This is a genomic window from Sphingomonas qilianensis (assembly GCF_039614825.1).
In the GTDB taxonomy this organism is placed as follows: domain Bacteria; phylum Pseudomonadota; class Alphaproteobacteria; order Sphingomonadales; family Sphingomonadaceae; genus Sphingomonas; species Sphingomonas qilianensis.
Map to the genome: position 1 here is coordinate 1,237,235 of NZ_JBDIMF010000001.1, position 23,804 is coordinate 1,261,038.

At 63.5% G+C, this 23,804-nt stretch carries 22 protein-coding genes and 1 tRNA gene; 7 read left to right on the forward strand and 16 right to left on the reverse strand.

Going from position 1 to position 23,804, the window contains the following annotated elements:
• Window positions 1-44 precede the first annotated feature (44 nt).
• Together ABC969_RS06035 and ABC969_RS06040 are read left to right on the forward strand one after the other, a co-directional pair.
• Complete coding sequence (locus ABC969_RS06035) at window positions 45-1,286, forward strand: ATP-binding protein (RefSeq protein ID WP_345863840.1); 1,242 nt, start codon at window positions 45-47, stop codon at window positions 1,284-1,286.
• Entirely contained in the window at window positions 1,279-1,809 is a 531-nt protein-coding gene (locus ABC969_RS06040) for a response regulator transcription factor (RefSeq protein WP_380808442.1), read from the forward strand. The genes ABC969_RS06035 and ABC969_RS06040 overlap by 8 nt, the downstream gene beginning before the upstream one ends.
• A 27-nt stretch (window positions 1,810-1,836) precedes the next feature.
• On the opposite strand, the gene ABC969_RS06045 is transcribed toward ABC969_RS06040, so the two are convergent.
• From ABC969_RS06045 to ABC969_RS06065, 5 genes are all read right to left on the reverse strand, one after another.
• On the reverse strand, window positions 1,837-2,040 hold the full coding sequence (locus tag ABC969_RS06045) for a hypothetical protein (RefSeq protein WP_345863655.1): 204 nt from the start codon (window positions 2,038-2,040) through the stop codon (window positions 1,837-1,839).
• Between the two features lie 195 nt (window positions 2,041-2,235).
• Complete coding sequence (locus tag ABC969_RS06050; RefSeq protein ID WP_345863656.1) at window positions 2,236-5,094, reverse strand: GAF domain-containing hybrid sensor histidine kinase/response regulator; 2,859 nt, start codon at window positions 5,092-5,094, stop codon at window positions 2,236-2,238.
• Between the two features lie 18 nt (window positions 5,095-5,112).
• Window positions 5,113-6,579 carry an ATPase domain-containing protein gene (locus ABC969_RS06055; protein WP_345863657.1) on the reverse strand — a complete coding sequence of 489 codons (1,467 nt, stop codon included), beginning with the start codon at window positions 6,577-6,579 and terminating at the stop codon, window positions 5,113-5,115.
• Between the two features lie 172 nt (window positions 6,580-6,751).
• Window positions 6,752-7,597 (reverse strand): oxidoreductase, encoded by an 846-nt coding sequence (locus tag ABC969_RS06060; protein ID WP_345863658.1) that lies wholly within the window; start codon window positions 7,595-7,597, stop codon window positions 6,752-6,754.
• A gap of 108 nt (window positions 7,598-7,705) precedes the next feature.
• Window positions 7,706-10,330 carry a glycoside hydrolase family 3 protein gene (locus ABC969_RS06065; RefSeq protein ID WP_345863659.1) on the reverse strand — a complete coding sequence of 875 codons (2,625 nt, stop codon included), beginning with the start codon at window positions 10,328-10,330 and terminating at the stop codon, window positions 7,706-7,708.
• A 174-nt stretch (window positions 10,331-10,504) separates the two neighbouring features.
• Here ABC969_RS06065 and ABC969_RS06070 point away from each other — a divergent pair, with 174 nt between their 5' ends.
• A complete protein-coding gene (locus ABC969_RS06070) occupies window positions 10,505-12,514 on the forward strand; it encodes a putative bifunctional diguanylate cyclase/phosphodiesterase (protein ID WP_345863660.1) in 2,010 nt (669 codons plus the stop codon).
• Here ABC969_RS06070 and ABC969_RS06075 read toward each other — a convergent pair.
• A complete protein-coding gene (locus tag ABC969_RS06075; RefSeq protein ID WP_345863662.1) occupies window positions 12,474-13,379 on the reverse strand; it encodes a crotonase/enoyl-CoA hydratase family protein in 906 nt (301 codons plus the stop codon). The genes ABC969_RS06070 and ABC969_RS06075 overlap by 41 nt on opposite strands.
• A gap of 1,051 nt (window positions 13,380-14,430) precedes the next feature.
• Here ABC969_RS06075 and ABC969_RS06080 point away from each other — a divergent pair.
• Window positions 14,431-15,195 carry an N-acyl amino acid synthase FeeM domain-containing protein gene (locus tag ABC969_RS06080; RefSeq protein WP_345863664.1) on the forward strand — a complete coding sequence of 255 codons (765 nt, stop codon included), beginning with the start codon at window positions 14,431-14,433 and terminating at the stop codon, window positions 15,193-15,195.
• A gap of 23 nt (window positions 15,196-15,218) precedes the next feature.
• On the opposite strand, the gene ABC969_RS06085 is transcribed toward ABC969_RS06080, so the two are convergent.
• Both ABC969_RS06085 and ABC969_RS06090 read right to left on the reverse strand, forming a co-directional pair.
• Window positions 15,219-15,767, reverse strand: a complete 549-nt coding sequence (locus ABC969_RS06085; RefSeq protein WP_345863665.1) for an MOSC domain-containing protein — start codon at window positions 15,765-15,767, stop codon at window positions 15,219-15,221.
• A 21-nt stretch (window positions 15,768-15,788) separates the two neighbouring features.
• Window positions 15,789-16,220, reverse strand: coding sequence for a DUF6456 domain-containing protein (locus ABC969_RS06090; protein WP_345863666.1), 432 nt, complete (start codon window positions 16,218-16,220; stop codon window positions 15,789-15,791).
• 90 nt (window positions 16,221-16,310) lie between these two features.
• On the opposite strand from ABC969_RS06090, the gene ABC969_RS06095 reads away from it, so the two are divergent.
• Window positions 16,311-16,874: a helix-turn-helix domain-containing protein gene (locus ABC969_RS06095; protein WP_345863667.1), complete on the forward strand. Its 564-nt coding sequence runs from the start codon at window positions 16,311-16,313 to the stop codon at window positions 16,872-16,874.
• On the forward strand, window positions 16,871-17,644 hold the full coding sequence (locus ABC969_RS06100; protein ID WP_345863668.1) for a glutaminyl-peptide cyclotransferase: 774 nt from the start codon (window positions 16,871-16,873) through the stop codon (window positions 17,642-17,644). The genes ABC969_RS06095 and ABC969_RS06100 overlap by 4 nt, the downstream gene beginning before the upstream one ends.
• A 54-nt stretch (window positions 17,645-17,698) precedes the next feature.
• Here ABC969_RS06100 and ABC969_RS06105 read toward each other — a convergent pair whose 3' ends face one another.
• Entirely contained in the window at window positions 17,699-18,178 is a 480-nt protein-coding gene (locus tag ABC969_RS06105) for a monooxygenase family protein (protein ID WP_345863670.1), read from the reverse strand.
• Window positions 18,179-18,235: 57 nt separating this feature from the next.
• On the opposite strand from ABC969_RS06105, the gene ABC969_RS06110 reads away from it, so the two are divergent.
• Window positions 18,236-18,784 (forward strand): TetR/AcrR family transcriptional regulator, encoded by a 549-nt coding sequence (locus ABC969_RS06110; RefSeq protein ID WP_345863671.1) that lies wholly within the window; start codon window positions 18,236-18,238, stop codon window positions 18,782-18,784.
• Window positions 18,785-18,893: 109 nt separating this feature from the next.
• On the opposite strand, the gene ABC969_RS06115 is transcribed toward ABC969_RS06110, so the two are convergent.
• From ABC969_RS06115 to ABC969_RS06145, 7 genes are all read right to left on the reverse strand, one after another.
• Window positions 18,894-18,969, reverse strand: a tRNA-Val gene (locus tag ABC969_RS06115).
• A 41-nt stretch (window positions 18,970-19,010) separates the two neighbouring features.
• Entirely contained in the window at window positions 19,011-19,976 is a 966-nt protein-coding gene (locus ABC969_RS06120; RefSeq protein WP_345863673.1) for a MarR family winged helix-turn-helix transcriptional regulator, read from the reverse strand.
• 160 nt (window positions 19,977-20,136) lie between these two features.
• Window positions 20,137-21,618 (reverse strand): NAD(P)(+) transhydrogenase (Re/Si-specific) subunit beta, encoded by a 1,482-nt coding sequence (locus ABC969_RS06125; protein ID WP_345863675.1) that lies wholly within the window; start codon window positions 21,616-21,618, stop codon window positions 20,137-20,139.
• A gap of 103 nt (window positions 21,619-21,721) precedes the next feature.
• Window positions 21,722-22,030, reverse strand: coding sequence for a proton-translocating transhydrogenase family protein (locus ABC969_RS06130; protein WP_345863677.1), 309 nt, complete (start codon window positions 22,028-22,030; stop codon window positions 21,722-21,724).
• A 12-nt stretch (window positions 22,031-22,042) separates the two neighbouring features.
• Window positions 22,043-22,402 carry a PH domain-containing protein gene (locus ABC969_RS06135; protein WP_345863678.1) on the reverse strand — a complete coding sequence of 120 codons (360 nt, stop codon included), beginning with the start codon at window positions 22,400-22,402 and terminating at the stop codon, window positions 22,043-22,045.
• Window positions 22,402-23,523 (reverse strand): NAD(P) transhydrogenase subunit alpha, encoded by a 1,122-nt coding sequence (locus ABC969_RS06140; protein ID WP_345863679.1) that lies wholly within the window; start codon window positions 23,521-23,523, stop codon window positions 22,402-22,404. Before ABC969_RS06140 ends, ABC969_RS06135 begins: the two co-directional genes overlap by 1 nt.
• Window positions 23,524-23,534: 11 nt before the next feature.
• Complete coding sequence (locus ABC969_RS06145; protein WP_345863681.1) at window positions 23,535-23,660, reverse strand: aa3-type cytochrome c oxidase subunit IV; 126 nt, start codon at window positions 23,658-23,660, stop codon at window positions 23,535-23,537.
• Window positions 23,661-23,804: the final 144 nt, after the last annotated feature.

The following is a 23,804-nucleotide window of genomic DNA, read 5'->3' on the forward strand; positions in this document are numbered from 1 at the left end:
CGCTGCCGGGGCGTCCCGCCGATGCCGAGGCGGGGCATGACAATATGCGGCAGCTGGTGCAGCTGCGCTGGCTGGCGGTGGCGGGGCAGCTGGGGACGATCCTGCTGACGCATTTCGTGTTCGACATCCGGCTGCCACTCGTGCCCATGCTGGGCGTGCTTGCGGCACTGGTGGCGCTCAATATCGCCAGCATCGGGCTGTTGCGGCAGGCGCGCGCGATCACCAACGCAGAACTGTTCATCGGCATGCTGCTCGACGTCGCCGCCTTGTCGGCGCAGCTCTATTTCAGCGGCGGGGCGACCAATCCGTTCGTCTCGCTGTTCCTGTTGCAGGTCGTGCTCGGCGCGGTGTTGCTCGATCTATGGTCGAGCTGGCTGCTGGTGCTGGCCTCGAGCATCGCCTTTGCCTTTCTGACCGCGCTGTATCGCCCGATCCTGCTGCCGCCCGAAATCCCCGGCGATCTGTTTGCGCTGCATATCCAGGGCATGTGGGTTTGTTTCGCGCTGGTCGCGGTGCTGCTGGTAATGTTCGTCACACGCATCAACGGCAATCTGCGGGCGCAGGACGCGCATCTGGCGGAGATCGGGCGCCAGGCGGTGGAGGAGGAGCATATCGTGCGTATCGGCATGCTCGCCTCTGGCGCCGCCCACGAACTGGGCACGCCTTTGTCATCGCTGTCGGTGATCCTGGGCGATTGGCGGCGCAACAAGACGATCGCGCGGAACCCCGATCTGGTCCGCGATGTCGAGGAGATGCAGGCCGAGATCCAGCGCTGCAAGGCGATCGTCACCTCGATCCTGCTGTCCTCGGGCGACGCGCGTGGCGAGCAATCGGCGGCGACGACGGTGCGCACCTTGCTCGACCGGGTGATTGCCGATTGGTGCGTGGCGCGCGATTTCACCAATGCCGTCTATGCCGACCATTTCGGCCGCGACGTGCCGATCGCGTCGGACGTCGTGCTGCAACAAGCGGTGTTCAATCTGCTCGACAATGCCGCCGAAGTGTCGGCCGCCATCCACATCCGGCTGGCGCGCGAAAACGATGCCCTCGTGCTCAGCGTGCGCGACGAAGGGCCGGGTTTTGCAGCGGAGCAGCTCGCCAATCTGGGCAAACCCTATAACAGCAGCAAACCCGATCTGGGCCGGGGCCTGGGGCTGTTCCTCGTCGGCAATGTCGCGCGCACGTTGGGCGGGACGCTGGGCGCGCGCAATCTGGCCAAAGGCGCGGAAGTCACCTTGCGGCTGCCGCTGGCGGCGATCCGGCTGGCGGAGGATGACGATGGCTAAACCGCTGCTGCTGATCGTCGAGGACGACGCGGCGTTTGCGCGCACGCTGCAGCGCTCGTTCGAACGCCGCAATTATGAAGTGATCCACGCCAGCGGCCCCGGCGAGCTGCCCGATCTGCTTTCGGTGCGCACGCCGGATTATGCCGTGGTCGACCTCAAGCTCGCGCAATCCTCGGGGCTGACCTGCGTCGAGGCGCTGCACGCGCATGATCCGCAAACGGTGATCATCGTGCTGACCGGCTATGCCAGCATTGCAACAGCCGTGCAGGCGATCAAGCTTGGCGCGACCTCATATCTGGCCAAGCCCGCCAATAGCGACGATATCGAACGCGCGTTTGGCATGACGCTGGGCGACGCCGACGTGCCGATCAGCGCGCGATCGACCTCGATCAAGACGATCGAATGGGAACGGATCAACGAAATGCTCGCGGAAACGGGCTTCAACGTGTCCGAAACCGCGCGGCGGCTGGGCATGCATCGGCGCACGCTGGCGCGCAAACTGGAAAAGCGGCCGATCGTTTAGTTTCGCAACAGGCCCGCAGCGGGGTCGTTACCGAACGCGCAGGGTTGGGGACGCAATGACGCGATCTTGAGTGGCCTCGGCATGATATCCGATCGCCTTGTCGATCAACTCGGCTGCCAGCGGCTCTGCCGTCACCACGGCCAGCAGCACGCAATCCTGCGCATACTGTTTGGCCCGCATCATGCGATCCGCACGCGCCGAATCGAGCGCATCAATATACCAGAATTCCATTCCAAGCCTCACGTTCCGCCCCCGCAGCAACGGGCTAAAGCAGTTAACGCGCGAGAAAGGTTCCGCTTTCCGAAATTAATCTAGATTATGTCGCGGGCCGCGCAGGCGATTGCAATCCTGCTGGCGGTGCCTCGACCATTGGTCCGCAGCAAGGCGCGAGGATCACGATCACTCCGCCACAACTGGCGCGCCTCGCTACGCCCCGATCAAGTCGCGGATCCGCCCGGCCAGCACGTCCATCCCGAACGGCTTGGTCATCACATGCATGCCCGGATCAAGATGGCCGTTGCCGACTACGGCATTTTCGGCATAGCCGGTGATGAACAACACGGTGAGCCCGGGCCGGCCAATTCGCGCCGCATCGGCGAATTGGCGCCCATTCATCCCTTTGGGAAGCCCGACATCGGTGATCAACAAATCCACCGTAACATCGGTTTGCAGAATGGCGAGGCCGGCCGGGCCATCGCCCGCTTCGAGCGCGGCATAGCCGAGATCGGCGAGGATATCGGTAACCAGCATCCGCACTGCCGGTTCGTCGTCGACCACCAGCACGGTTTTATCGGAGGGCGCTCCACGTGGCGCGATGCGGGCTTCGACGACGGGCTCGGCCTCGGCATCGCCATGCGCGCGGGGCAGATACAGGCGCATCGTCGTCCCCTGGCCGAGTTCGGAATAGATCCGCACCTGCCCGCCGGATTGCCGCACGAAGCCATAAATCATCGACAGGCCGAGACCGGTCCCCTCGCCGAGCGGTTTGGTGGTGTAAAACGGATCGAACGCACGCTCGATGGTCTGCCCGTCCATCCCCGTACCGGTATCGCTGACGCTGAGCGCAACATATTGCCCGGGCGGCAGATCGCATTCCTTGGCAGCGATCGCATCGAGCCATTTATTGGCCGTCTCGATCGTAATCCGCCCCCCCTGGGGCATCGCGTCACGCGCATTGATGCACAGATTGAGTAGTGCATTTTCGAGCTGGTTGGGGTCGATCAAGGTCGTCCACAGGCCACCCGCACCGACGATCTCGATGTCGATCTGCGGGCCGACCGAGCGGCGCAGCAGATCATCGAGGCTGGCGATCAGGCGATTGATGTCCGTCGGCCGTGGATCGAGCGTCTGCCGACGCGAAAAAGCCAGCAGCCGGTGCGTCAGCGCAGCGGCGCGCTTGGCCGCTTGCTGCGCCATGGCGACGTACCGTTCGACGCGATCCGTCTCACCCTGCAGAATTCGCGTCTGGATCAATTCCAGGCTGCCTGAAATGGCGGTCAACAGATTATTGAAATCGTGCGCCAGCCCGCCGGTCAATTGGCCGACCGCCTCCATCTTCTGTGCCTGACGCAGCTGATCCTGCGTCTGTTCGAGCGCCGCGCGCGCCTCGCGCTCTGCGGTGATGTGGCGGCCGCTGGCATAGATGCGATCGCCTTCCATCGTCGCCACCCACGACACCCAGCGATACGATCCATCCTTATGACGCAGACGCTGTTCATAGCGTCGCAGCGACCCGGCCCGCGCCTTGGCGTGCGCCGCTTCGCTTTCCGCCTGCTCCTCGGGATGATTGAACACCGTGTACGGCTGGCCCACGATCTCCTGTGGCGACCAGCCGAGCACACGTGTCCAGGCGGGGTTGACGGCAATGAACGCGCCGTCAGGCGCGACGATGGCAAGCAGATCCTGCGTGTTCTGCCAGGTACGGTCGCGTTCGCGGGTGCGCTCCTCGACCTGCCGTTCCAGCGTTTCGGCGAGCGTGGCCAATGCTTCCTCGGCCTTGCGCCGCTCCACTGCGGTTCGCGTGCGATCGGCCACGTCGCGGATAAACGCGAGATCTTCCGCCGACCAGTGCCGTGACGCTTGGTGATTGAGATACAGGAGAGCGACGAACGCCCCGTTTTCGATCACCGGCAGATTGACGAACGAACGCGCCGAAATCGCCTCGAGCGCCGGCGCACCTTCAATCGTACGGGGATCGAGCCGGACGTCGGCGATCACGGTCGTCTCGCCGCGTTTGAGATCTTCGATATACGAGCCATAATCGCGGAACTGCAGCGTTCCGGCCAAACTCTTGATCCCCGGCTGGTTCCAATCGCGCTCGACCGTGATGGTCTCGCGCGCGGGATCGATCGTGCCATAACCGGCGCGGCTGACGTCGAACGTGGTGCCGAGGATTTCGGCCGCGCGATACGACATTTCGGCGGCGTCCGGCGCCTCGCGCAATTGATCGCTGAGCATCAGCAGCGCGCGTTGCCGATCCTCGATCTGGCGCCGTTCGGTGATCTCGTGCGATACGCCGACCAGGCGGATCGGGCGATCGTGCGGATCGACTTCGACCCGGCCATTGGTCTGCAGCCAATGCAGCGTGCCATCGGGCCAGATAACGCGATATTCGGCGCCATAATCCTCGCCGCGCTCGATTGCCGCATCGGCCACCGCGCGCACCCTCGCGCGATCATCGGGATGGATACTCTCCAGCAGATCAGCGTACGCAAGAGGCTGATCGGGCTGTCGCCCGAAATGCGCCTTGCACTCATCATCCGCGAGCAAGCTGATGGGATCGAATTCGATCCGCCAGGCGCCCAGCCCGCCGGCGGACAGCGCCAGCTTGAGCCGCTCCTGCCCTTCATGAATATCTTCCAGCCGTTTGCGCGCTTCATATTGCCGCCGCCGCGCGCGGCGCGCGGCGCGCGCCAGTGACAGCAAAGTGGTGGGGTGAAACGGCCGCTCGAGGAACGTGACGTTACCGAGCGTATCGAGCAGGCGCACCGCCCCCGGATTGCGCTCCAACCCGCCCCCGCGCTCGGTCAAGACGATGAAGGGCAGATCGGACCAGCCCGCCTGATCGGCCACGAAGCCCACCAGATCGCGCAAATCTGCGCCGCGCAATGCTTCCTCGGTAACCACGGCAAAGCCCACGCCGGTGCGCAGCGCGCTTACCAGCGCGGCGAGATCAGGCGCAACACTCGCCTCAAGGCCCCCTTCCCGGAGCATGGCTTGCGCGATCGCGGCGTCGCGACCACGCGGCGCGAGAACGATGGCCCATTCGGCAAAAGTGCGATTCAACGGTTCATCGAGCCTTATTCAATCCAATAAAAGATCGCCACTGCCCACCAGACTGGGCACGCCCCGCAACACGCCCTGGAAGGCAGTCAACGGCGCCCCCACGGTGATGCCGTCGCTGCCGATCATGAACTCGCGGATCGTATCCTCATGGTGACCAGTGCGCTTCTTAACGACCGAAATCGCCCTTCGGACCCGTCCCCCGACCTCAAAATATCTTAACAAAACCAACGTGTCCGCCAAATAAGTAACATCGACCGGCGAATGCATGTCGCCAAACAATCCGTGCTGCGCCACGGTCAGGAATGTCATCGCGCCCTGACGATTGAGATATTGCAGCAATTCATGCATGTGGAGGATCAACGCGCGCTCCTCCGGCATTGCCGCCTGATAGCCGTTGAGGCTATCGATCACGATCGTCTTGGCCTGATATTTCTCGACACACACGCGCACGCGCTGTGAAAACTCGCCCGGCGTCAATTCCGCCGCATCGATCTGCTCGATAACCAGATGACCGCCATCGACCATCGCGGTCAGATCGATATCAAGCTTTCTGGCGCGATCGAACAGCAGGCCGAGTTCTTCATCGAACACAAACATCGCGGCATTTTCGCCGCGCGCGACCGCGGCCTTGATCAGGCTCAAGGTCAGCAGCGACTTGCCGGTGCCCGCCGGCCCCAGAATCAGCGTGCTGGCGCCACGCTCGAACCCGCCGCCGACCAGCTCATCGAGCGCGGCATTGCCCGTCACCACCGTCTCACGCACAAAGCTGGTGTGATGTTCGGCCGCCACCAGCCGGGGGAACAGGCGGATGCCGCCTGTTTCGATAACGAAATCGTGAAAGCCGCCGCGATATTTACGCCCGCGATATTTAAGCACGCGCAGCTGGCGCCGTTCCGCGCCATAATCAGGCGATAATTCCTCAAGCCGGATCACCGCATGCGCCACGCTGTGCACGGCTTTATCGAGTATATCGGCGGTCAGATCATCGAGCATCAGCACGGTGGCGTTCTGCCGCGCAAAATAGTGCTTCAGCGCGAGTATCTGGCGGCGATAGCGCAGCGAGCTTTGCGCCAGAAGGCGGATTTCGGACAGGCTATCGAGCACTACGCGCGTCGGATTGAACCGCTCGAACGCGTCGAAAATGCGCCTGGTGGTCTCGCCCAGTTCAAGATCGGAGGAATACAGTAGGCTTTGCTGCTGCTCGTCGTCGAGCAGACTTTCCGGCGGCACAAGTTCGAAAATTTCGAACGAGGGCGCGAATTGCCAGCCATGCGAGGCCGCACCATCGCGCAGTTCCTCCTCGGTTTCAGACAAGGTGATGTACAACACCTTTTCGCCGGCATCGGCACCCGCCATCAGAAACTGCGTGGCGATCGTCGTCTTGCCCGCCCCCGGCTTGCCTTCAAGCAGGAACAACCGGCCACGCGCCATGCCGCCAGCAAGGATTTCATCAAGTCCGGCTACGCCGGTTGTGCAATTATTCAAGCCATTTGCTCCCAACCGATAACTCGTATCAGTTGAGGCGACACAACGTAATTGATGCAAATCATGTGCTGCGTTGCATGATGGACTGCCGCGCTGCACCGCGATCCACGATGCAGCACGCCCCTTGGTCGCGCGCGGTATGGGCGATGGCGTGGTTAGGTCTTCGCTGCGATCATGCGTCAGGAAAGTCGGCGCTCAGGCTCAACGCCCGATCGGCTTCGATCGCTGCGAGCCGTTCGCGCAGCTTGCTCGTCACCGTCTCGAAGGCGAATTTGCCCAGCACCAGATGCCGCGGCGGCACGGCGCGTTCGACCGCGGCGATGATTGCTTCGCCGGCGCGCACCGGGTCGCCCGGTTGCGCGCCGCTATACGCCTTGGTGCCATCCATCCGCGCCGCCGCCGTCGCCGCATAGTCGTCGATCGTGCTCGGCGTCTGGCGCAGCGAGCGGCCCGCCCAATCGGTGCGAAACGGCCCGGGCTCGACGCAGGTGACGCCGATGCCGAGCGGCGCGACTTCGGCGAGTAGCGCATCGGACCAGCCCTCGACCGCATGCTTCGACGCGGCATAATAGCCCGAACCGGGCAGACCGACGAACCCCGCGAGCGAGGTGAAATTGACGATGTTGCCGCTGCGCTGTGCGCGCATGATCGGCAATACCGCGCGGGTCAGCGCGAACAGGCCGAAGACGTTGGTGTCGAACTGCGCGCGGATCTCGGCCGCGTCGCCTTCCTCGCTGGTGGCCTGATAGCCATAGCCGGCATTGTTGACGAGCACGTCGATCTGGCCGAATCTGTCGTGCGCGGCAGCCACGGCAGCGGCGATCTGCGCCGCATCGGTGACATCCAGATCGAGCGCCAGCGCGTTGGCATTGCCCTCGACCAGATCGGCGACGCGATCGCGCCCACGCGCCGTGACCACCGCGCGCCAGCCGCGATCCAGCACCAGCCGCGCAAGATCGCGCCCGAAGCCGGTCGAGCAACCGGTGATGAACCATACGGGCGAGGTGGGGATAGCCATGCGGAAGCCTTCCGGAAGTTGCGGGAACTCAATCAGAAGCGTGTAACGCGGCACCCCCTGGCTCGGGTCCGAGCAACGGTGCGTTTCGGCGATTGCCACATTCCGCGATCACTCCGGCAGCGTGACCGTTCCGGTGATGGCCACGTGCAACGCCTGACCCGGCGGGACCACGTCGCGGCCCGACAGGGGCTGACCACCCCCCACCCACAGATCCGCCTTGCCCGGCATCACCCGGCGGACGCCGCCGGCGTCGACCGTGCTCAGCGCACGCGCATCGAGCGCGAAGGACACGCGCCGGCGTTCGCCGGGCGCCAGATGAACCCGCTCGAAGCCGATAAGCGCGCGGATCGGGGCGTCGGGAAGTCCCGGGCGGCTGACATACAGCTGCACCACCTCGTCACCGGCGCGATCTCCGCTGTTGGTCACGGTCACGCTGACGGTAAGCGGTGCGCCGGCGCGGATGCGCCGCTGCGACACGTGCCCGCCGCTATAGGCGAAGCGGGTGTACGACAGGCCGTGCCCGAAGGGATACAGCACGGGGCGATCGAAATAGCGGTAGGTCCGCGCGGCCATGGCATAATCGGTAAAGGGCGGCAGATCCGCGGCGGTGCGGTAAAATGTCACGGGCAAGCGCCCGGCGGGATTGACGTCCCCGGCGATCACGCGCGCCACCGCGTCGCCGCCCTGCCCGCCGGGATACCAGGCTTCAAGGATCGCGGGGACATGCGCATCGGCCCAATTGACGCTGAGCGCGCTACCGTTGACGAGCACCAGCACGAGCGGGGTGCCGGTCGCGTGGACACGCTCCAGCAGTGCCTGTTGCGGCGCTGGGAGATCCAGGCTGGTGCGATCGCCGCCGGCAAAACCGGGCACGGCCATCGGCATCTCCTCGCCTTCGAGCTGCGCGGTCAACCCGGCGACGAACACGGTGAGATCGGCAGCGCGCGCCGCCGCCACGGCGGCCGCAGCGCCGGGATCGGCGGGCGGGCTCCACAACAGCCGCTCGCGCCCCTCGGTCGCGCGCTGGAACGCCTCGACACGCAACCGATAGGTGTGACCGGCCTCGAGCCGCACTCTGCCCGCGGCGATCGACGGTCGCCAATCGACATTCCAGGCGTCGACCACCGGCTTGTCATCGAGGAAAATGCGATAACCGCCATTGGCTTCATAGCGAAACACATGATCGCCATTCTCACGCGCGGTGAGATAGCCGGTAAAGCGCACCGCGCCGCTTTGCAGCGCGCCCGACCAGGCATGATCGGCGCGCTCCACGACCGCCGTGGTATCCGGCCGCCCGGCGAACGTGCGATCGACGAAATGCTCGATCGTCACCCCGCGCCGCCGGCACGCCGCATCGACGCACAAATCGTTGCCATCCACCGGCTGCAGCGCCGGATCGATCAGCCCCGAGCCCTCGACATGGCTTATCGCGGCATCGGGAAAGCGCCGCTTGAGGCCATCGAGGATGGTGACGGGATGCGACGGATCGCCGTTATAATTGCCGACCAGCGCCGCCTGGCTATCGGCGTTGGGGCCGATCACCGCGATCCGCCGCGGGGCGGCCCTGAGCGGCAACAGCCCGTCATTCTTGAGCAGCACCAGCGACCTTTCCGCCGTATCGAGCGCCACCGCGCGGTTGGCCGCGGTATCGTAATCCTTGGCCGTAATGCCGGGAAAAACTGTCGCCGCCTCGTCGAACTGGCCGAGCTTGATCCGCGCAGTGAACAACCGCACCAGCGAACGATCGATCACTGCCTGGCGCAGCACGCCGCTGTTGACCGCGCGCACGATATGCTCGCTTTCCACCGCCCCGCCGCAGATCAGATCCATCCCGGCATCGAACGCCGCGGCGACGCCCTGTTCGGGCGTACGCCGGAACCCGTGATGGTCGGGCAGATAGGTGTCCGCCACCGCCTCGCAGTCCGACACGACATAGCCGTTGAATTTCCACGCCCCGCGCAGCGTGTCCGTCAGCAGCGCGGGATTGGCGCATGCAGGCATTCCGTTCACGGCATTGTAGGCGCACATCACCGATTGCGCGCCCGCTTCCATCACGGTCGCGCGAAACGCGGGCAGATACGTGTCGGCCAGATCGTGCGCGCTGGGGCGAATATCGTCGCGGTGGCGGCTCGCCTCGGGCCCCGAATGTACTGCGAAATGCTTGGGCGTGGCGATGGTGCGGAAATAATCGGCATCGGTACCTTGCAGCCCGCGCACGAAAGCGACGCCGAGCCGCGCGGTGAGATAGGGATCCTCGCCATAGGTTTCCTGCCCCCGCCCCCAGCGCGGATCCCGAAAGATGTTGATGTTGGGCGACCACACGGTCAGCCCGCCAAACCAGTCCGATCCGCCAAAACGATGCTGCGCGGCGAGATATTTGGCGCGAAATTCGGTGCTGATCAGGGATGCGACCTGCCCGATATGCGGCGCATCGAAGGTGGCAGCGAGCCCGATTGCCTGCGGGAAGACCGTCGCATGGCCGGCGGCGGCGACCCCGTGCAAGCCTTCGTTCCACCAATTATATTCGCGAATGCCAAGCCGGGGAATGGCGGTGGCATCGTTGACCAATTGCGATGCCTTCTCCTCCAGCGTCATGCGCGCGACCAGATCGGCGGCGCGCGCCGGCGCGGACTTCCCAGTGTCACGGTAAGACGGCAAGGACGCGCCGGGCAATTGCGCCGCCGCCGATCCGATCAGCGAGCCCGCCAGCAATATTGCCGCGATCATTCTCATCGTCTTCCCCCCCGATACATCTATGCGGGGAATAATGGCCGCACCGATGGACGTGGTCCAGCCCCCCTCCCGCTCGCTAAAGACAACATGTCTCGCTGAACAACGAAATACTTTTGCGGTGAACACTCCGCGTTTCTTCGTGTCTTCTACACTATTGCCAGTCATACAAACGCGATGATGGGCCTCATTACCCGGCTGAGAAAGCTACGACATACCGATCAGGCGGTCGTGGCACACGTGCGCCGCACGCTGGTGGAATCGCTGTACACATCTCCGCAATCGCTGGTGATCGGCGCTGTCACCAGCAGCGCGATCGCGATCATTGTCGCGATCGTCAGCGGACACCGGCTCATGCTGGCCTGTGCTGCGGCGATCGCCATCGTCGGGGCGGTCCGCATTGCCGATGCGGTGCTGCTGCAGCGTCCTCCTCGGAGCATGTCGCGCGGCGCCTGGGCCAGACGGCAGGAAGGCCTCTATCGCTCGGGTGCGCTCGTTTATGCGGGGCTGCTCGGCACCTTTGGCTTTCTCACGCTGCTGCAGACTGAGGACGGCGTGCTGCATATGCTCGCGGTGACCACCGCGATCGGTTACGCGGCGGGCATTGCCGGTCGCAATGCCGGCCGCCCGTGGATTGCCTTGTCGCAGCTGTGCCTGGCATCGCTGCCGCTGTCCGCCGGGCTCTTCCTTTCACTCGATCCGCTCAAGATGATGCTCGCGGTGGTGATCATCCTGTTCGTGGCAGCGATGATGGAGATCACGCTGCAAACCTACAGTGTGATCCTCACCGCGACCGTGGCATCGCGCGAGAAGACCGCTTTGGCCGAGCATCACGCCGCGATCGCGCGGCGCGACGATCTGACCGGCGTGGCCAATCGCAAAGCGTTTCACGAGCAATTCGACGCACGTCTGCAGGCATTGCAGAATAGCGATCAAACGCTGGCCATCCACTGGCTCGATCTCGACCGCTTCAAGGAGATCAACGACACGTTTGGGCATCTGGCGGGCAACGCGCTGCTCGTCGAAGTCGCCGGCCGGCTGGCGCATCGCTTTAGCGGTGGCGATTGTATCGTTGCCCGAATGGGCGGCGACGAATTCGCCGTGATCAGCGCGATACGCCACAGCTGCGACGCGCACCGCATCGGCAGCGAAATTCTGGCCGAAGTGAAACGGCCCGTCGATCATGACGGGCGATTGTTGCAGATCAGCGCGTCGATCGGGGTTGCGATTGCCCCCAGCGACGGGGTGGACGCGGATACGCTGCTTAAGAACGCCGATCTGGCACTGTATCGCGCCAAGGATGGCGGCCGCGGGCAGATGTGCTTTTACGAGCCGCTCATGGACGAGAAAATCGAACGCAGCCGCGATATTGCCGCGGAAATGCACGGTGCGCTGGAACGGGGCGAATTTCACCTGTTGTTCCAGCCGATTTTCGATCTGGCTGGTCAGCGCATCTTATCCTGCGAGGCGCTGCTGCGTTGGACCAACCGGCGCCACGGCGCGATCGCGCCGGCCGAATTCATCCCCATTGCGGAGGATAATGGCCTGATCGTCGGCATCGGCAATTGGGTCATCCGCGAAGCGTGCCGCACCGCCAGCCGCTGGCCGGTCGAGGTCAAGATCGCGGTAAACCTGTCACCGGTGCAACTGAAATCAATCAACCTGCCGATCATCATTCTGAGCGCGCTGGCGGCGAGCGGTCTGGCGGCCGACCGGCTCGAGCTGGAAGTGACCGAATCCGTACTGCTCGATGATATCGACGCATCGCTGGCCGCGCTGGACGCGATCAACCGGCTGGAGGTACGCACCACGCTGGACGATTTCGGCACGGGCTATTCGTCGCTCAGCTATCTGACCAAATTCCCTTTCCAGACGCTCAAGATCGATCGCTCGTTCATCGCCAATCTCGAACAATGCCCGGCTTCGGTGGCGATCGTGCAAACCGTGATCGAACTGGCCGCCAAATTGGGCATGCGAACCGTGGCCGAAGGGATCGAAACGCAGGCGCAATTGGATCAGCTGCGCCGTACGCGCTGCGACGCCGTGCAAGGATATCTGCTCGCGCACCCCATGCCGCCCAGCATGGTGACCTCCATGCTGAGCGGTCGTAATACGCTGGACGGCTTCTCGCCGGACGCGGCGCAATTCAGTTCAACGCCTTATCCATCAACTTCGTTTGGGCACTGACGAGCCGGCGCATCAGCTTCAGATCGGCATCGCTGATGCGCAATGCGGCATCGGCCCACAACCCGACCACGGCTTGCAGCTCGCTCAGCGGCAGCGGATTGACCGAGCGCGACGCTTCATAAATCGCGCAATGCCCGCTGTGGCGCCGGCTGTTTTGGCGGATATAGCTTTCCACCTCGGCGCGCCCCTGACCCTTGGTGGCCAGGCCGTGGACGATGCCCAGATCGTATAATTCCTCCGCGCTGTAGCTGCGGCCGCTCAGGATCATCTGTTCCGCGCGCGCCGCCCCGAGCCGGCGCGACAGGAAACAATGCGCCCCCATCCCCGGGAACAGCCCGAAATTGGTTTCGGGCAACCCGAAATGCGTGCCCCGCTCCGCGATCACCACGTTAAATGACAGCAGCGCCTCGAAGCCCCCGCCCAGCGCATCGCCCTCGACCAAGCCGATGGTGATGATCGGCTGCTCCAGACTTAACATATTGCGGTGCAGGATTTGCACGCAGGCGCGGCCATAGCGGACCAGCGCCTCGCGATCGCCCCGACGGATGTGGGCGGCGAACAGATCGAGATCGCCACCCAGCGAGAAAATACCCGGAAAGCGCGATCCCAGCACCAGATAACGGATCGGCATCGCCCCCGAGGAGCGCACATCCACGATATCAGCCTGCCACTGTTCGAATTCGCGCAGCAGGCTCGGCGTGAAGCTGGGGCGGACTCGCTGGCGCATATAGGTCCACAGCGTGCCGAGCTCGGGATCGAAGCGCGTTTCCAATTCGGCGAGATCGAATGGTCGTCGGGCGGCAGGCAGGCCGGGGCATAGCTGCGAACTGCCGTCCGCAGGGGTTCCGATATGGTCGAGCGTCATCGCATGATCCTTCTTCACGCACCGCATTGTGGCGCGGAGGAAGTCGAGGTCGATATGCCGGCGGGGCCGGCGTCGTGACGCGAACAGGAAGCGGCGCTAACTTGCGGGAGCGCTCAACCCGAGTCAATCAAAGGCGGCGGGGCGGGATCAGCATTTGCGCATGGCCTAAGCATCCGCCGCAGGACCGCGCCGGATATAATGATGATATAGCGAACTGATCCCGTCGCGCATTGTTGGCTCCAATGGCGTCCCAGCGCGATGCTCGAGCCGTGAATCCGGCGCCGACGCCCGCGCGCGCGGCCATTTCTGGACCGCCTTCCCGAACAACGAGCAGCTGGCACAGTATTTGAATGTAGAACCGGATCGCCGTTCAATATCGGCAATGCGAATATACCTATTTGTTGTTTAATTTTACGATTAAAACATTTTTGGGGCTTAAGTAATTTATTAATCGAATCATTATATTTCATTCTTGCGTCCGCCGGCAATTTTTATTCAGACCGGGCGGCGCAACCGGGCACAAATAGATAATATTTATATTTTAATCATCGTCGTTTTAGGTCCCTGGGCGTGCTGCTGCAGCAGCGCCCAAGAGATATTTCTTCGTATTGCTCATGTTGCCGCACTTTAGGAGCGTCTTGGCCCAAGAGGGGGGCAAAAATTTTCGGACAATGTCATTGTGGGTTCGGCATCAGCGCGATCTCGAATGCCCTGCACGCAGGCGGCCGTCGCAAACGGACGTAGAATAAAGCGTGCTGGCATTGGGGCATCGATTCGGAGGCAGGCAGGCCAATATCGATCTGAGACGATCACTCCTGGGGGACTTTAACAGTACGCGGATAGTTGGAGAAGCACTTGGCAGGCTTCGATCGCACACATGCGTTCGATGAACTTTTCCACACATCTGAGCAACTACGCTGCAAATCTTTCCGGACGTTTGTCAGATCCTGTTTAATGCTCTTGCCGACGCAAGGTTATTAGCGCTGCAGAAGCACATTTAGCTATGAATTACTTCAACAGGCGATAACTCAGTCAAAGATCGGAGCGTAAAATGCAAATGTTTCATGATCCGCAATCTCACGAGAGAAGTTTCCTGCCATTGCAGGCTGGAGATACTCAACAAAGATCACACCCACCATCGACATTGGGAATACGACTGCCGTGGTCGGAAAATGTCAGTGGGGTAAATCCGATTACGGTGCGTCTGGCTGATATCGGAGAGCAACGAAATTCCGCGCGAATGCTGGTTAACAAGATGTATTCTACACGCGGCTATGGCGACCAGCACGTTATCCCACAGACACCTACGCACACCACCTTCTCGGCAACCGCTGGCCCAGAAACGATTGGCACGATCACACTCGCCGTAGATTCCAGCGCCGGTCTGGCAGCCGATGCTATTTTCAAAGACGAGATAGACACGTTCCGGCAGGTCCCCGGCGCCAAGGTGTGCGAACTTACCAAGCTCGCATTCGATACCACCGCGCCATCCAAGCCCTTATTGGCATCAATGTTCCATTTGGTCTTTATATATGGTCAGCGCCGGCATGATTGTACGGATCTATTCATTGAGGTAAATCCTCGCCACACGCGATTTTATGAAGCAATGCTTGGCTTCAAGCGCGTCGGCAATCTCAAGATCAATGCAAGCGTTGCCGCTCCTGCCCAATTGCTTAATCTCAAAGTCTCCACGATCCGCGCGGAGATCAATAGACTGGCCGGCATTGGAGAAAACTCGACATCTCGATCGCTGTATCCTTACTTTTTCTCGCCAAAGGAGGAGGACGGCATTTACAGCCGCATGACATCTGAATAGCGGCCGACGCCCGCTTTGCCCTTTCACACCACGGGCAACGCCACGAACGCCGCCGGGGCTGACACGATTCGCACGGCGTCCCCCGCGCGCACCACGCCACTCGCAACGACCACCGCCATGACCCCGCTTTTGCGCACCAGGGTCCCATCCGCCGCCTTGTTCAACAGCGCTGCCATCAGCCCTTTTTGAAAGCGGTCGATTTGTTTGCAGGGATTGCGCAACCCGGTCACGCGCACACGCGCCGCATTACCCAGCGCGAGCACCGCGCCCTCGGGCAATCCGAGCAGATCGATGCCCCGCACCGTAACATTCTCACCCAATTCGCCGGGCGCGACGGCAAAGCCCTTTGCGGCCAGCTCATCGAACAATTCGGCGTGGATAAGATGCACCTGACGCAGATTGACCGCCCCCGGGTCCTTCTTCTGGCGCGACAGATGCTGCACCGTGACGCCCAGATGCGCGTCCCCCTCGACGCCGAGCCCCTCGATCAGCCGGATTTCGTTGCGGCGCGGCTTGGCGAACCGATGCGCGCCGTCAGCCGCCACGGCGATCACCTCTGCTGTTACCGTCATCACTGCCCCATCGTTACCCGATCATCGCAAGCCATAATGCGTGGCCAACCGATCGAGCGCCAGCGTTAGCACGACGCGCCCGGCGCGTGCCGGCCAACCCAGCGCCCGTTCCGCCGCCGGCAGCCCCTCGCCCGCGCACACCACGCGCCACAATATGTCGTTAAGCCCCGGCCCGACTGCGCCGACCGCGGCATCGAAGCGTCGTTTGGCCGCGATTTGCGCCGTGCCCGGATCGAGCGCCGCGCCACCACCGTCGACGCGCGGCGCCCAGCGCATCGTGGTTCGCGGCGCGATCGCCGCGCGCTCGTAATCGCCGCGCAATCGTTCCCCCGCCTCGAACTGCCGCGCATCGACAAGATCGCGCGAGCGCAACCAGCCCAGGGGCGACTCCGCCAGATTGACCGTCACGCGCCGCGCGCTCCCCGCCACCGCCCGTTCTGCCAAGTGCCGCATCGCCATTCTCCTCTCGTCCGTGCGAATCGCGGCTTGCCACAACGTCATGTTTGTAGGACAGCACAAAAACCAATCTGGTTAGGAACCACGATGATTACTGCAATCCGCGAAGTTCGCCGCGCCAAGGGGCTGACGCTTGAGGATGTCGCCAGGGCCTGCAGCCCGCCGACCACCGCGCAAACCATCGGCCGGCTGGAGACGGGCACGCGCACCGTTTCGGTCGACTGGCTTAATCGCATCGCCGATGCGCTCGGCGTTACCGCCGCCGATCTGGTCAAACTGCCGACGCGCGCCGACCTTCCGGTCGCCGCCATCCTCGATGCCGGCGGCGCACACGCCCCCAAACGCACCGCCACGGTCGCCCCGCCAGCGCCCGGCCCCGGGCTGATCGCGGTCACGGTCGCGCAGGGCATTGGCGATTATCGCAGCGGCGATGCATTGTGGTGCGAGACGCTCGCCCCTGCCGATTTCGCGCGGGCGCTCAATCGCGATGTGCTCGTCCCCCGCCCCGCCGGCCGCTTCCTCTTCGGGCGATTGATCGGCCGTGAAGGCGACAAGCTGCACCTCCTACCGCTCGGCGCCGGCAGCCGCCAGCAGGTCGTTACCGATCCGCCCTGGATCGCCCCCGCCATCCGATTGGTCCGCACGTTATGATCCGCGCTCTCGCGCTTGCCGTCCTGCTTGTCGCCACCACGTCTTCGACACAGGAAACGCCGCCGCGACCGCCCGCCATCCAGCCGACGCTTGTTGCTACCTATCCGCATGATACGAGCGCCTTTACCGAAGGGCTGCTGATCACCAACGGCAAACTCTACGAAAGCACCGGCCGCGAAGGCGCCTCCTATATCCGTCAGGTCGATCTCAAAACCGGCAAGGTGCTGCACCAGATCGCGCTGCCCGCGCCCTTGTTCGGTGAAGGCATCGTTGCGTGGAACAACGAACTGCGCAGCGTCGTGTGGCATGGCGGCCAGGGCTATCGCTGGTCGCTGCCTAAACTGAAACGGCTCGGCACGTTCCGGTATGATGGCGAAGGCTGGGCCATGACCGATGATGGGCGCCACATCATCCTGTCGGATGGCACGCCGGTACTGCGCTTCCTCGATCCGGTAACGATGAAGGTCGTGCGGCGGCTGACCGTTACCTATGCCGGCCAGCCGCTGCGGCAGATCAACGAGCTGGAATATGTGGAGGGGGAAATTCTCGCCAATATCTGGATGACACCTGCGATCGCGCGGATCGATCCGGCGACGGGGGTGGTGCGCGGCATCATCGATCTATCCGTGCTGGTCGCCGCGGCGGGGGTGGTGGACCGCGATGCCGTCGCCAACGGCATTGCCTATGATCGAACCGCGCGCAAACTGTACGTCACCGGCAAGAACTGGCCCAAACTGTACGAAATTGCGCTGCCGCCGCAGGGGGGATGATGGAACGCGACGGCATGTGGCTGATCAGCTAGCGTCCGATCCTCGTCAGCTTGGCTATTGCGGCGACGCCGCATGAGTGACGCCGCCCTGGACGCGCGCTCTGGCGGTCATGAAGGGGCCAACCGGACGCCGCCCCGGCGCGAATTTCTGCAGGCCCACCGGCTCGGGCATTGCCACATACAGCGCTTCTACGCCGCCCCTGGCATGGTATGTCTCGTGCCAGAAACCGGCCCCCGCCGAGAGTTCGCGGATGCGACGCCACCAATCGGCGTGCGGCTCGCTCCGCGTAAACTGCTCAAGCATGTCGATATCGCGCCAATACTGGCGGAAACCGAAATGCGTCAGACCGAACATCATGCCTTCGTGCGCCAACAGACCTTCAGGCGCGCGCCGTCCGATCTCGTTCAGCCCCGGGCCGATCCGGCGCATCGCGAGCAACCCGCGCCACCCTTTCAACTGGAAGCCAAGCATGATCATGACCAGATCTGGATAGGCCGACAGGTCCACAGACTGCCGATCGATGGGCGCTTGCATCTTTCATCCTTCTGCTGCTTACAGCGTAAGCATAAACAATTGGTGTACGATGTAAACATGGCGAATGAAAATAGTCTGGATCTGCATGCGCGCTTGCTTGCGGCGGCGTTAGCCGCACTTGAGCGTGGCGAGGATGTCGGCCTGCGGGCGATCGCGCGCGATGCCGGCGTGTCGGCGATGGCGCCGTACCGGCACTTTCGCGACAAGGCAGCACTATTGGGCGCGGTGGCAATGGCTGGCTTCGACGATCTGCGCAACGTTCTGCTGATGGCGGATCAGAAGCCCGATGCGCGCACTGCTTTGGTCGCCCAGGGCGAAGCGTATATCGCGTTCGCGCGGGCCCGCCCCGCCCTGTTTCGGTTGATGTTTGCCGGACACGATGACGGCCCACCACCGGTCGAGGACAATGCTTACGGCGTGATGGTCCGGCGGGTACAGGAACTCGCGCCAGTCAATCTGGACGCGGCGACGCTCGCGTGCTGGGCGGCGGTCCACGGGATGGCAACGCTGGCCCTTGACGGCGGCTTGCCCGCAGGCGGTTCGCCCCACGAGCGCGCTGCCCTTGAGCTCGTCGTGGCAGGCTTGGCCCATACCGATCGAGCGTGAACCAGCCGCAATCATCAGCGGGGGCTGCGCGCGGTGGCGATGCTGGGGCTCGATGGCCCTGTCGTGCAGGCCTATCGCGTAATTCCACGATGGCGGGTTCTGGCGGGGGTGGTGGGCGATGACGGGCTCGAACCGCCGACATTCTCGGTGTAAACGAGACGCTCTACCAACTGAGCTAATCGCCCCCGCGTGCTCCATGCCAAAGCAGCGCCCCCCTGGCAACCCATCAGGCGATCGATAGACCTGCGCGTCGCACCGCCGCAAAATAGCCACGCAGGCCATCTCGCGCCTGGACGGAGAGCGCCATGAACGCGCGCCGGCGATCGAACGGATCCGGCTCTCGCTCGAGCAGCCCGGCCTCGGTCATCTTGGAAATCCAGCGCAGCGCCGTGGTCGGTGCGACAGCGGCAGCGATGCACAAGGACGATACCGAGACCTGCGCGCGTTCAAGCTCGGCCGCGTAAAGATCGAGCAGCATATCCCAAGCGGGATCTTCGAGCAGCGTGGGATCGAAGAACTGCCCGCGCAGCCGACGCGCGCGGATGGCCTGCCGTAGATCGCTGGCGCGGACATCGTCCTCGCGCGGCGGCGCGCCATAGCCATTGTGGCGGTCGCCGACGCCGGGCGGCGCGCGGTCTGGCGGCAGCCCACCGTCGCGCGTCAGTTGCGCCAGCGTCTCGGCAATACGCGCCACTTCTTCGTTCAACCGTCGCAACCGCGCCGCCTCGGCATCTCGGCCAACCTCGCCCACCACTGCATCCGGGCGCCCTGCCGCAGCGACGGCGAGGGCGGCGACGCGTTCGGTCAAACTCGGGCGACATAGCAGGTCGACGTGCGGGCCAAACGCATGATTGGCGACGGTATCGATCTGGTCCTCCTCCAGCGCGACAATGATCCTCGCCCCGTGGCGCCGCGCTTCCCCGATGATCGGCGGCAGCGCGGTCGCCAGTACGGCATCGCAGACCCCGATCGCTTCGAGCACGAGCAGATCGAGCCGCAGCGGGCGGGCCAGCAGCGTCGCTGCATCAGCCCAATCAGCGCGCAGCAGGATTCTGGCGCCTGCCAGTGCGACCGCCTCTGCCGGGAGGATCGAAGCGGGCGCGGCAACAAGAACCGCGCCCAGCCGCGAATCATAACATGGTGCGTCGTCGATCATCCCCGCCCCCAGCGTTTCCAGCCTCGAAATACGCATTTCGCCGCGTTCGGGGAGCCGTAATCCATCCATATCGGCGGTAAGCGCGCGATGCGTCGCGACAGCACGCGGTGCGCCTAACTTATCACCGTTTCGGAGCAATCTTGCCCGAGCAGCTTATCCTGGGGAACGATAATCGCCGTGTGTTTTGCGCCGCATATCATTCCAGAGATTTGACGATTTCCTCGACCATCTTTTTGGCGTCGGCGAGCAGCATCATCGTATTGTCCATATAGAACACATCGTTATCGACGCCGGCATAGCCCACCCCGCCCATGCTGCGCTTGATGAACAGCACCGTCTTGGCCTTCTCCACGTCGAGCACCGGCATGCCGTAGATCGGCGAGGTCTTGTCGGTCTTGGCGGCCGGATTGGTCACGTCGTTGGCGCCGATCACGAACGCGACGTCGGTCTGCGCGAATTCGCCGTTGATATCCTCCAGCTCGAACACGTCGTCATAGGGCACGTTGGCCTCGGCCAGCAGTACGTTCATATGTCCGGGCATACGTCCGGCCACCGGATGAATCGCGTATTTCACGCGCACGCCGTGTGCCTTCAATTTGTCGCCCATCTCGCGCAACGCATGCTGCGCCTGCGCCACCGCCATGCCGTAGCCGGGAACGATAATGACCTGTTCGGCCTGCTGCAGCAGGAACGCGGCATCCTCGGCGCTGCCGCGCTTCCACGGCCGCTGCTCCTTCGCTTCGCCGTCGCCCGCCACCGCTTCGGCGCCGAAGCCGCCGGCGATCACGCTGATGAAGCTGCGATTCATCGCCTTGCACATGATATAGCTGAGGATCGCGCCCGACGAGCCGACCAAGGCGCCGGTGATGATCATCGCCGTGTTGTGCAGCGTGAAGCCCATCGCCGCCGCCGCCCAACCCGAATAGCTGTTCAGCATCGACACGACGACCGGCATGTCCGCCCCGCCGATCGGGATGATCAGCAGGAAACCGATCGCGAAGGAGAGCGCGGTGATCGTCCAGAATACCCAGGCGCTCTGATCCTGCGTGAAATACGCGACCAGCCCAATGATCGCGGCGAGCACCGCGAGATTGATGACGTGGCGGCCGGGCAGCATGATCGGCTTGCCGCCCATATTGCCGTTGAGCTTGAGGAAGGCGATAACCGAGCCGGAAAAGGTGATCGCGCCGATGGCGATGCCGAGGCCCATTTCGATGCGGGAGACGGTAAGGATATTGCCGAGGCCATCGACGATGCCGAATGCTGCAGGGTTCAGGAACGCAGCAGCGGCGACCAACACCGCGGCCAGACCGACCAACGAGTGGAACGCCGCGACAAGCTGCGGCATATCGGTCATCGCGATGCGGCGTGCGGTGGTGAGGCCAATTGCCGCGCCGATGCCGATGGCGGCAAGGATTTCTACGATGGTGATGAAATCGACACCACCGGGCCATAGCGTCGCATTTCCGGCAGGCGATGTGACGAAGGTTTCGTCGAGCAGGACCGGCACATGCGTCAGCAGCGTCGTCACCACGGCGATCGTCATGCCGATCATGCCATAGCGATTGCCGCGCTGCGAGGTTGCTGGCGACGACAGGCCGCGCAGCGCGAGGATGAAGCACACCCCGGCAATCAGATAGGCCAACGCCGCCCAGGGATTAACGCTCAGATGTTCCATAGTGCTCGCCCGCCTCATTCGTCATGCCAGTGAACGCTGGCATCTCCCCATTGCTCGCGCGGGACAATGCCGCGCGAGACCCCAGCATTCGCTGGGGTGACGGCTAGTGTTTCGCCGCCGCCGCCGGCTTCTTCTTGTACATCGCCAGCATCCGCGCGGTAACCGCGAAGCCGCCGAAGATGTTGACGCTCGCCAGCACCACTGCGAGCAGCCCGAGCCACTTCGATGTGGCCCCCGTGCCCCCGATTCCCGTCGCCGCCGCAGCGATCAGTGCGCCGACGATGATCACCGAAGAGATCGCATTGGTCACCGCCATCAAGGGCGTATGCAATGCCGGCGTCACCGACCACACGACATAATAGCCCACGAAACAGGCCATCACGAAGATCGACAGGATGCTGATAAAATCCATGTGTCCGTTCCCTTACCGATCGAGCTTTTGCGCGAGGAAGCTTTGCAGGCTGCGCACATCGGTATTGCGCCCGACCTTGAACTGGATCCCGTCATGACCTGAAAGATAGATGCTCAGCTCCGCGTCCAGATCGAACGTCCCTGCCGTCTCGATCGAGAAAGCCGTGATCGAGCGATACGGCACGGTCAGATAATCGCGCTTGCTGCCGGTCAAGCCCTGTACGTTGATGTACAGCACGCGCCAGTTGGTGAAGGCGATATAATCGCGCAGCGCCTTGAACGCGAAATACACCGTCTCGCCATCGGTCAGCGCGTCGCCATGCTTGTCGATCAGTTCGCGCGGATCCGCGGCGGTGGCGTTAAGCAGGCCCATCAGCCCAGCAACCGCGCACTCACCACCCGACCATCCTTGGTCAGCCGGATCGCATCGCCAATTTCCGCATCGAGCACTGGCCGACCCGCGTCCTTATTCCAAAACGCGTTGAGAAAATTGTACAGGTTGCGCGAAAACAACGCGCTGGCATCCGCCGCCAATCGGCCCGCAACATTGCGATGCCCGACGATCTTGACCCCGCCGACCGTGACGACCTCGCCCGCCACCGCGCCCTCGACATTACCGCCTGCCTCGACCGCGAGATCGACGATCACGCTGCCCGGCCGCATGCTCGCGACCTGTGCGGCGGAGATCAGCCGCGGCGCGGGGCGCCCCGGGATCAGCGCGGTGGTGATGACGATATCCTGCTTGGCGATATGCCCCGAGACCAATTCGGCCTGCGCCGCCTGATATTCAGGAGACATCTCGCCGGCATAACCACCGGATCCCTCGCCTTCGATGCCCGCGACATTCTCGACGAAGATTGGCTTGGCGCCAAGCGACTGGATCTGCTCCTTGGTCGCCGAGCGCACGTCCGTTGCCGAAACCTGAGCGCCCAGCCGCCGTGCGGTGGCGATCGCCTGCAACCCGGCGACTCCGACACCCATGATGAACACACGCGCGGCGGACACCGTGCCCGCGGCGGTCATCATCATCGGAAACGCGCGGCCATATTCCGCCGCGGCATCCAGCACCGCCTTGTAGCCGGCCAAATTCGATTGAGACGACAGGATATCCATCGATTGCGCCCGCGTGATGCGCGGCATGAATTCCATCGCCAGCGCCTCGATCCCCGCCGCGGCATAGCCATCGACGCGGGCGCGCTCGACAAAGGGATTGAGGCTCGCGGCAAGCCACGCGCCGGATGCGGCGCCGGCGAGCGACGCCGCATCCGGCCCCTGCACGCCGAGAATTATCTCCGCGCCAGCCAGCGTCGCCGCGCGATCGCCGAGCCGTGCGCCCGCCGCCGCATAATCGCCATCGGCATAGGAAGCGGCGCTCCCGGCGCCCGCCTCGACGGCAACGTCGGCGCCCAGCGCGACGAACTTTTTCACCGTCTCGGGCGTAGCTGCGACGCGACTTTCCCCGGCGGCCTGCTCCTTGAGGACGGCGATTTTCATCCGCTGAATGCTCAGCCCGAGATCAGATAGATGACCGCCGCGACGACCACGGCGCAGGCGACAGCGCCCCATTTCAGCATGCCGATCACCTGTGCGTAGGTGCCTTCGTGCGCTTTGATGTCACCGTTACCGGCCATATCCTCTGATCCCTGTAAGCTTTGTATATGTCTCGCTTAGCCGCCCGCCGCGCGTCTCTCAAGTGCCTAGCGATTGACCACGCCTGCGCTTAAGCCCGTCTTTACCCTACGCGGTTATGCCTGTCCGCAGCGATTGGGACAGGA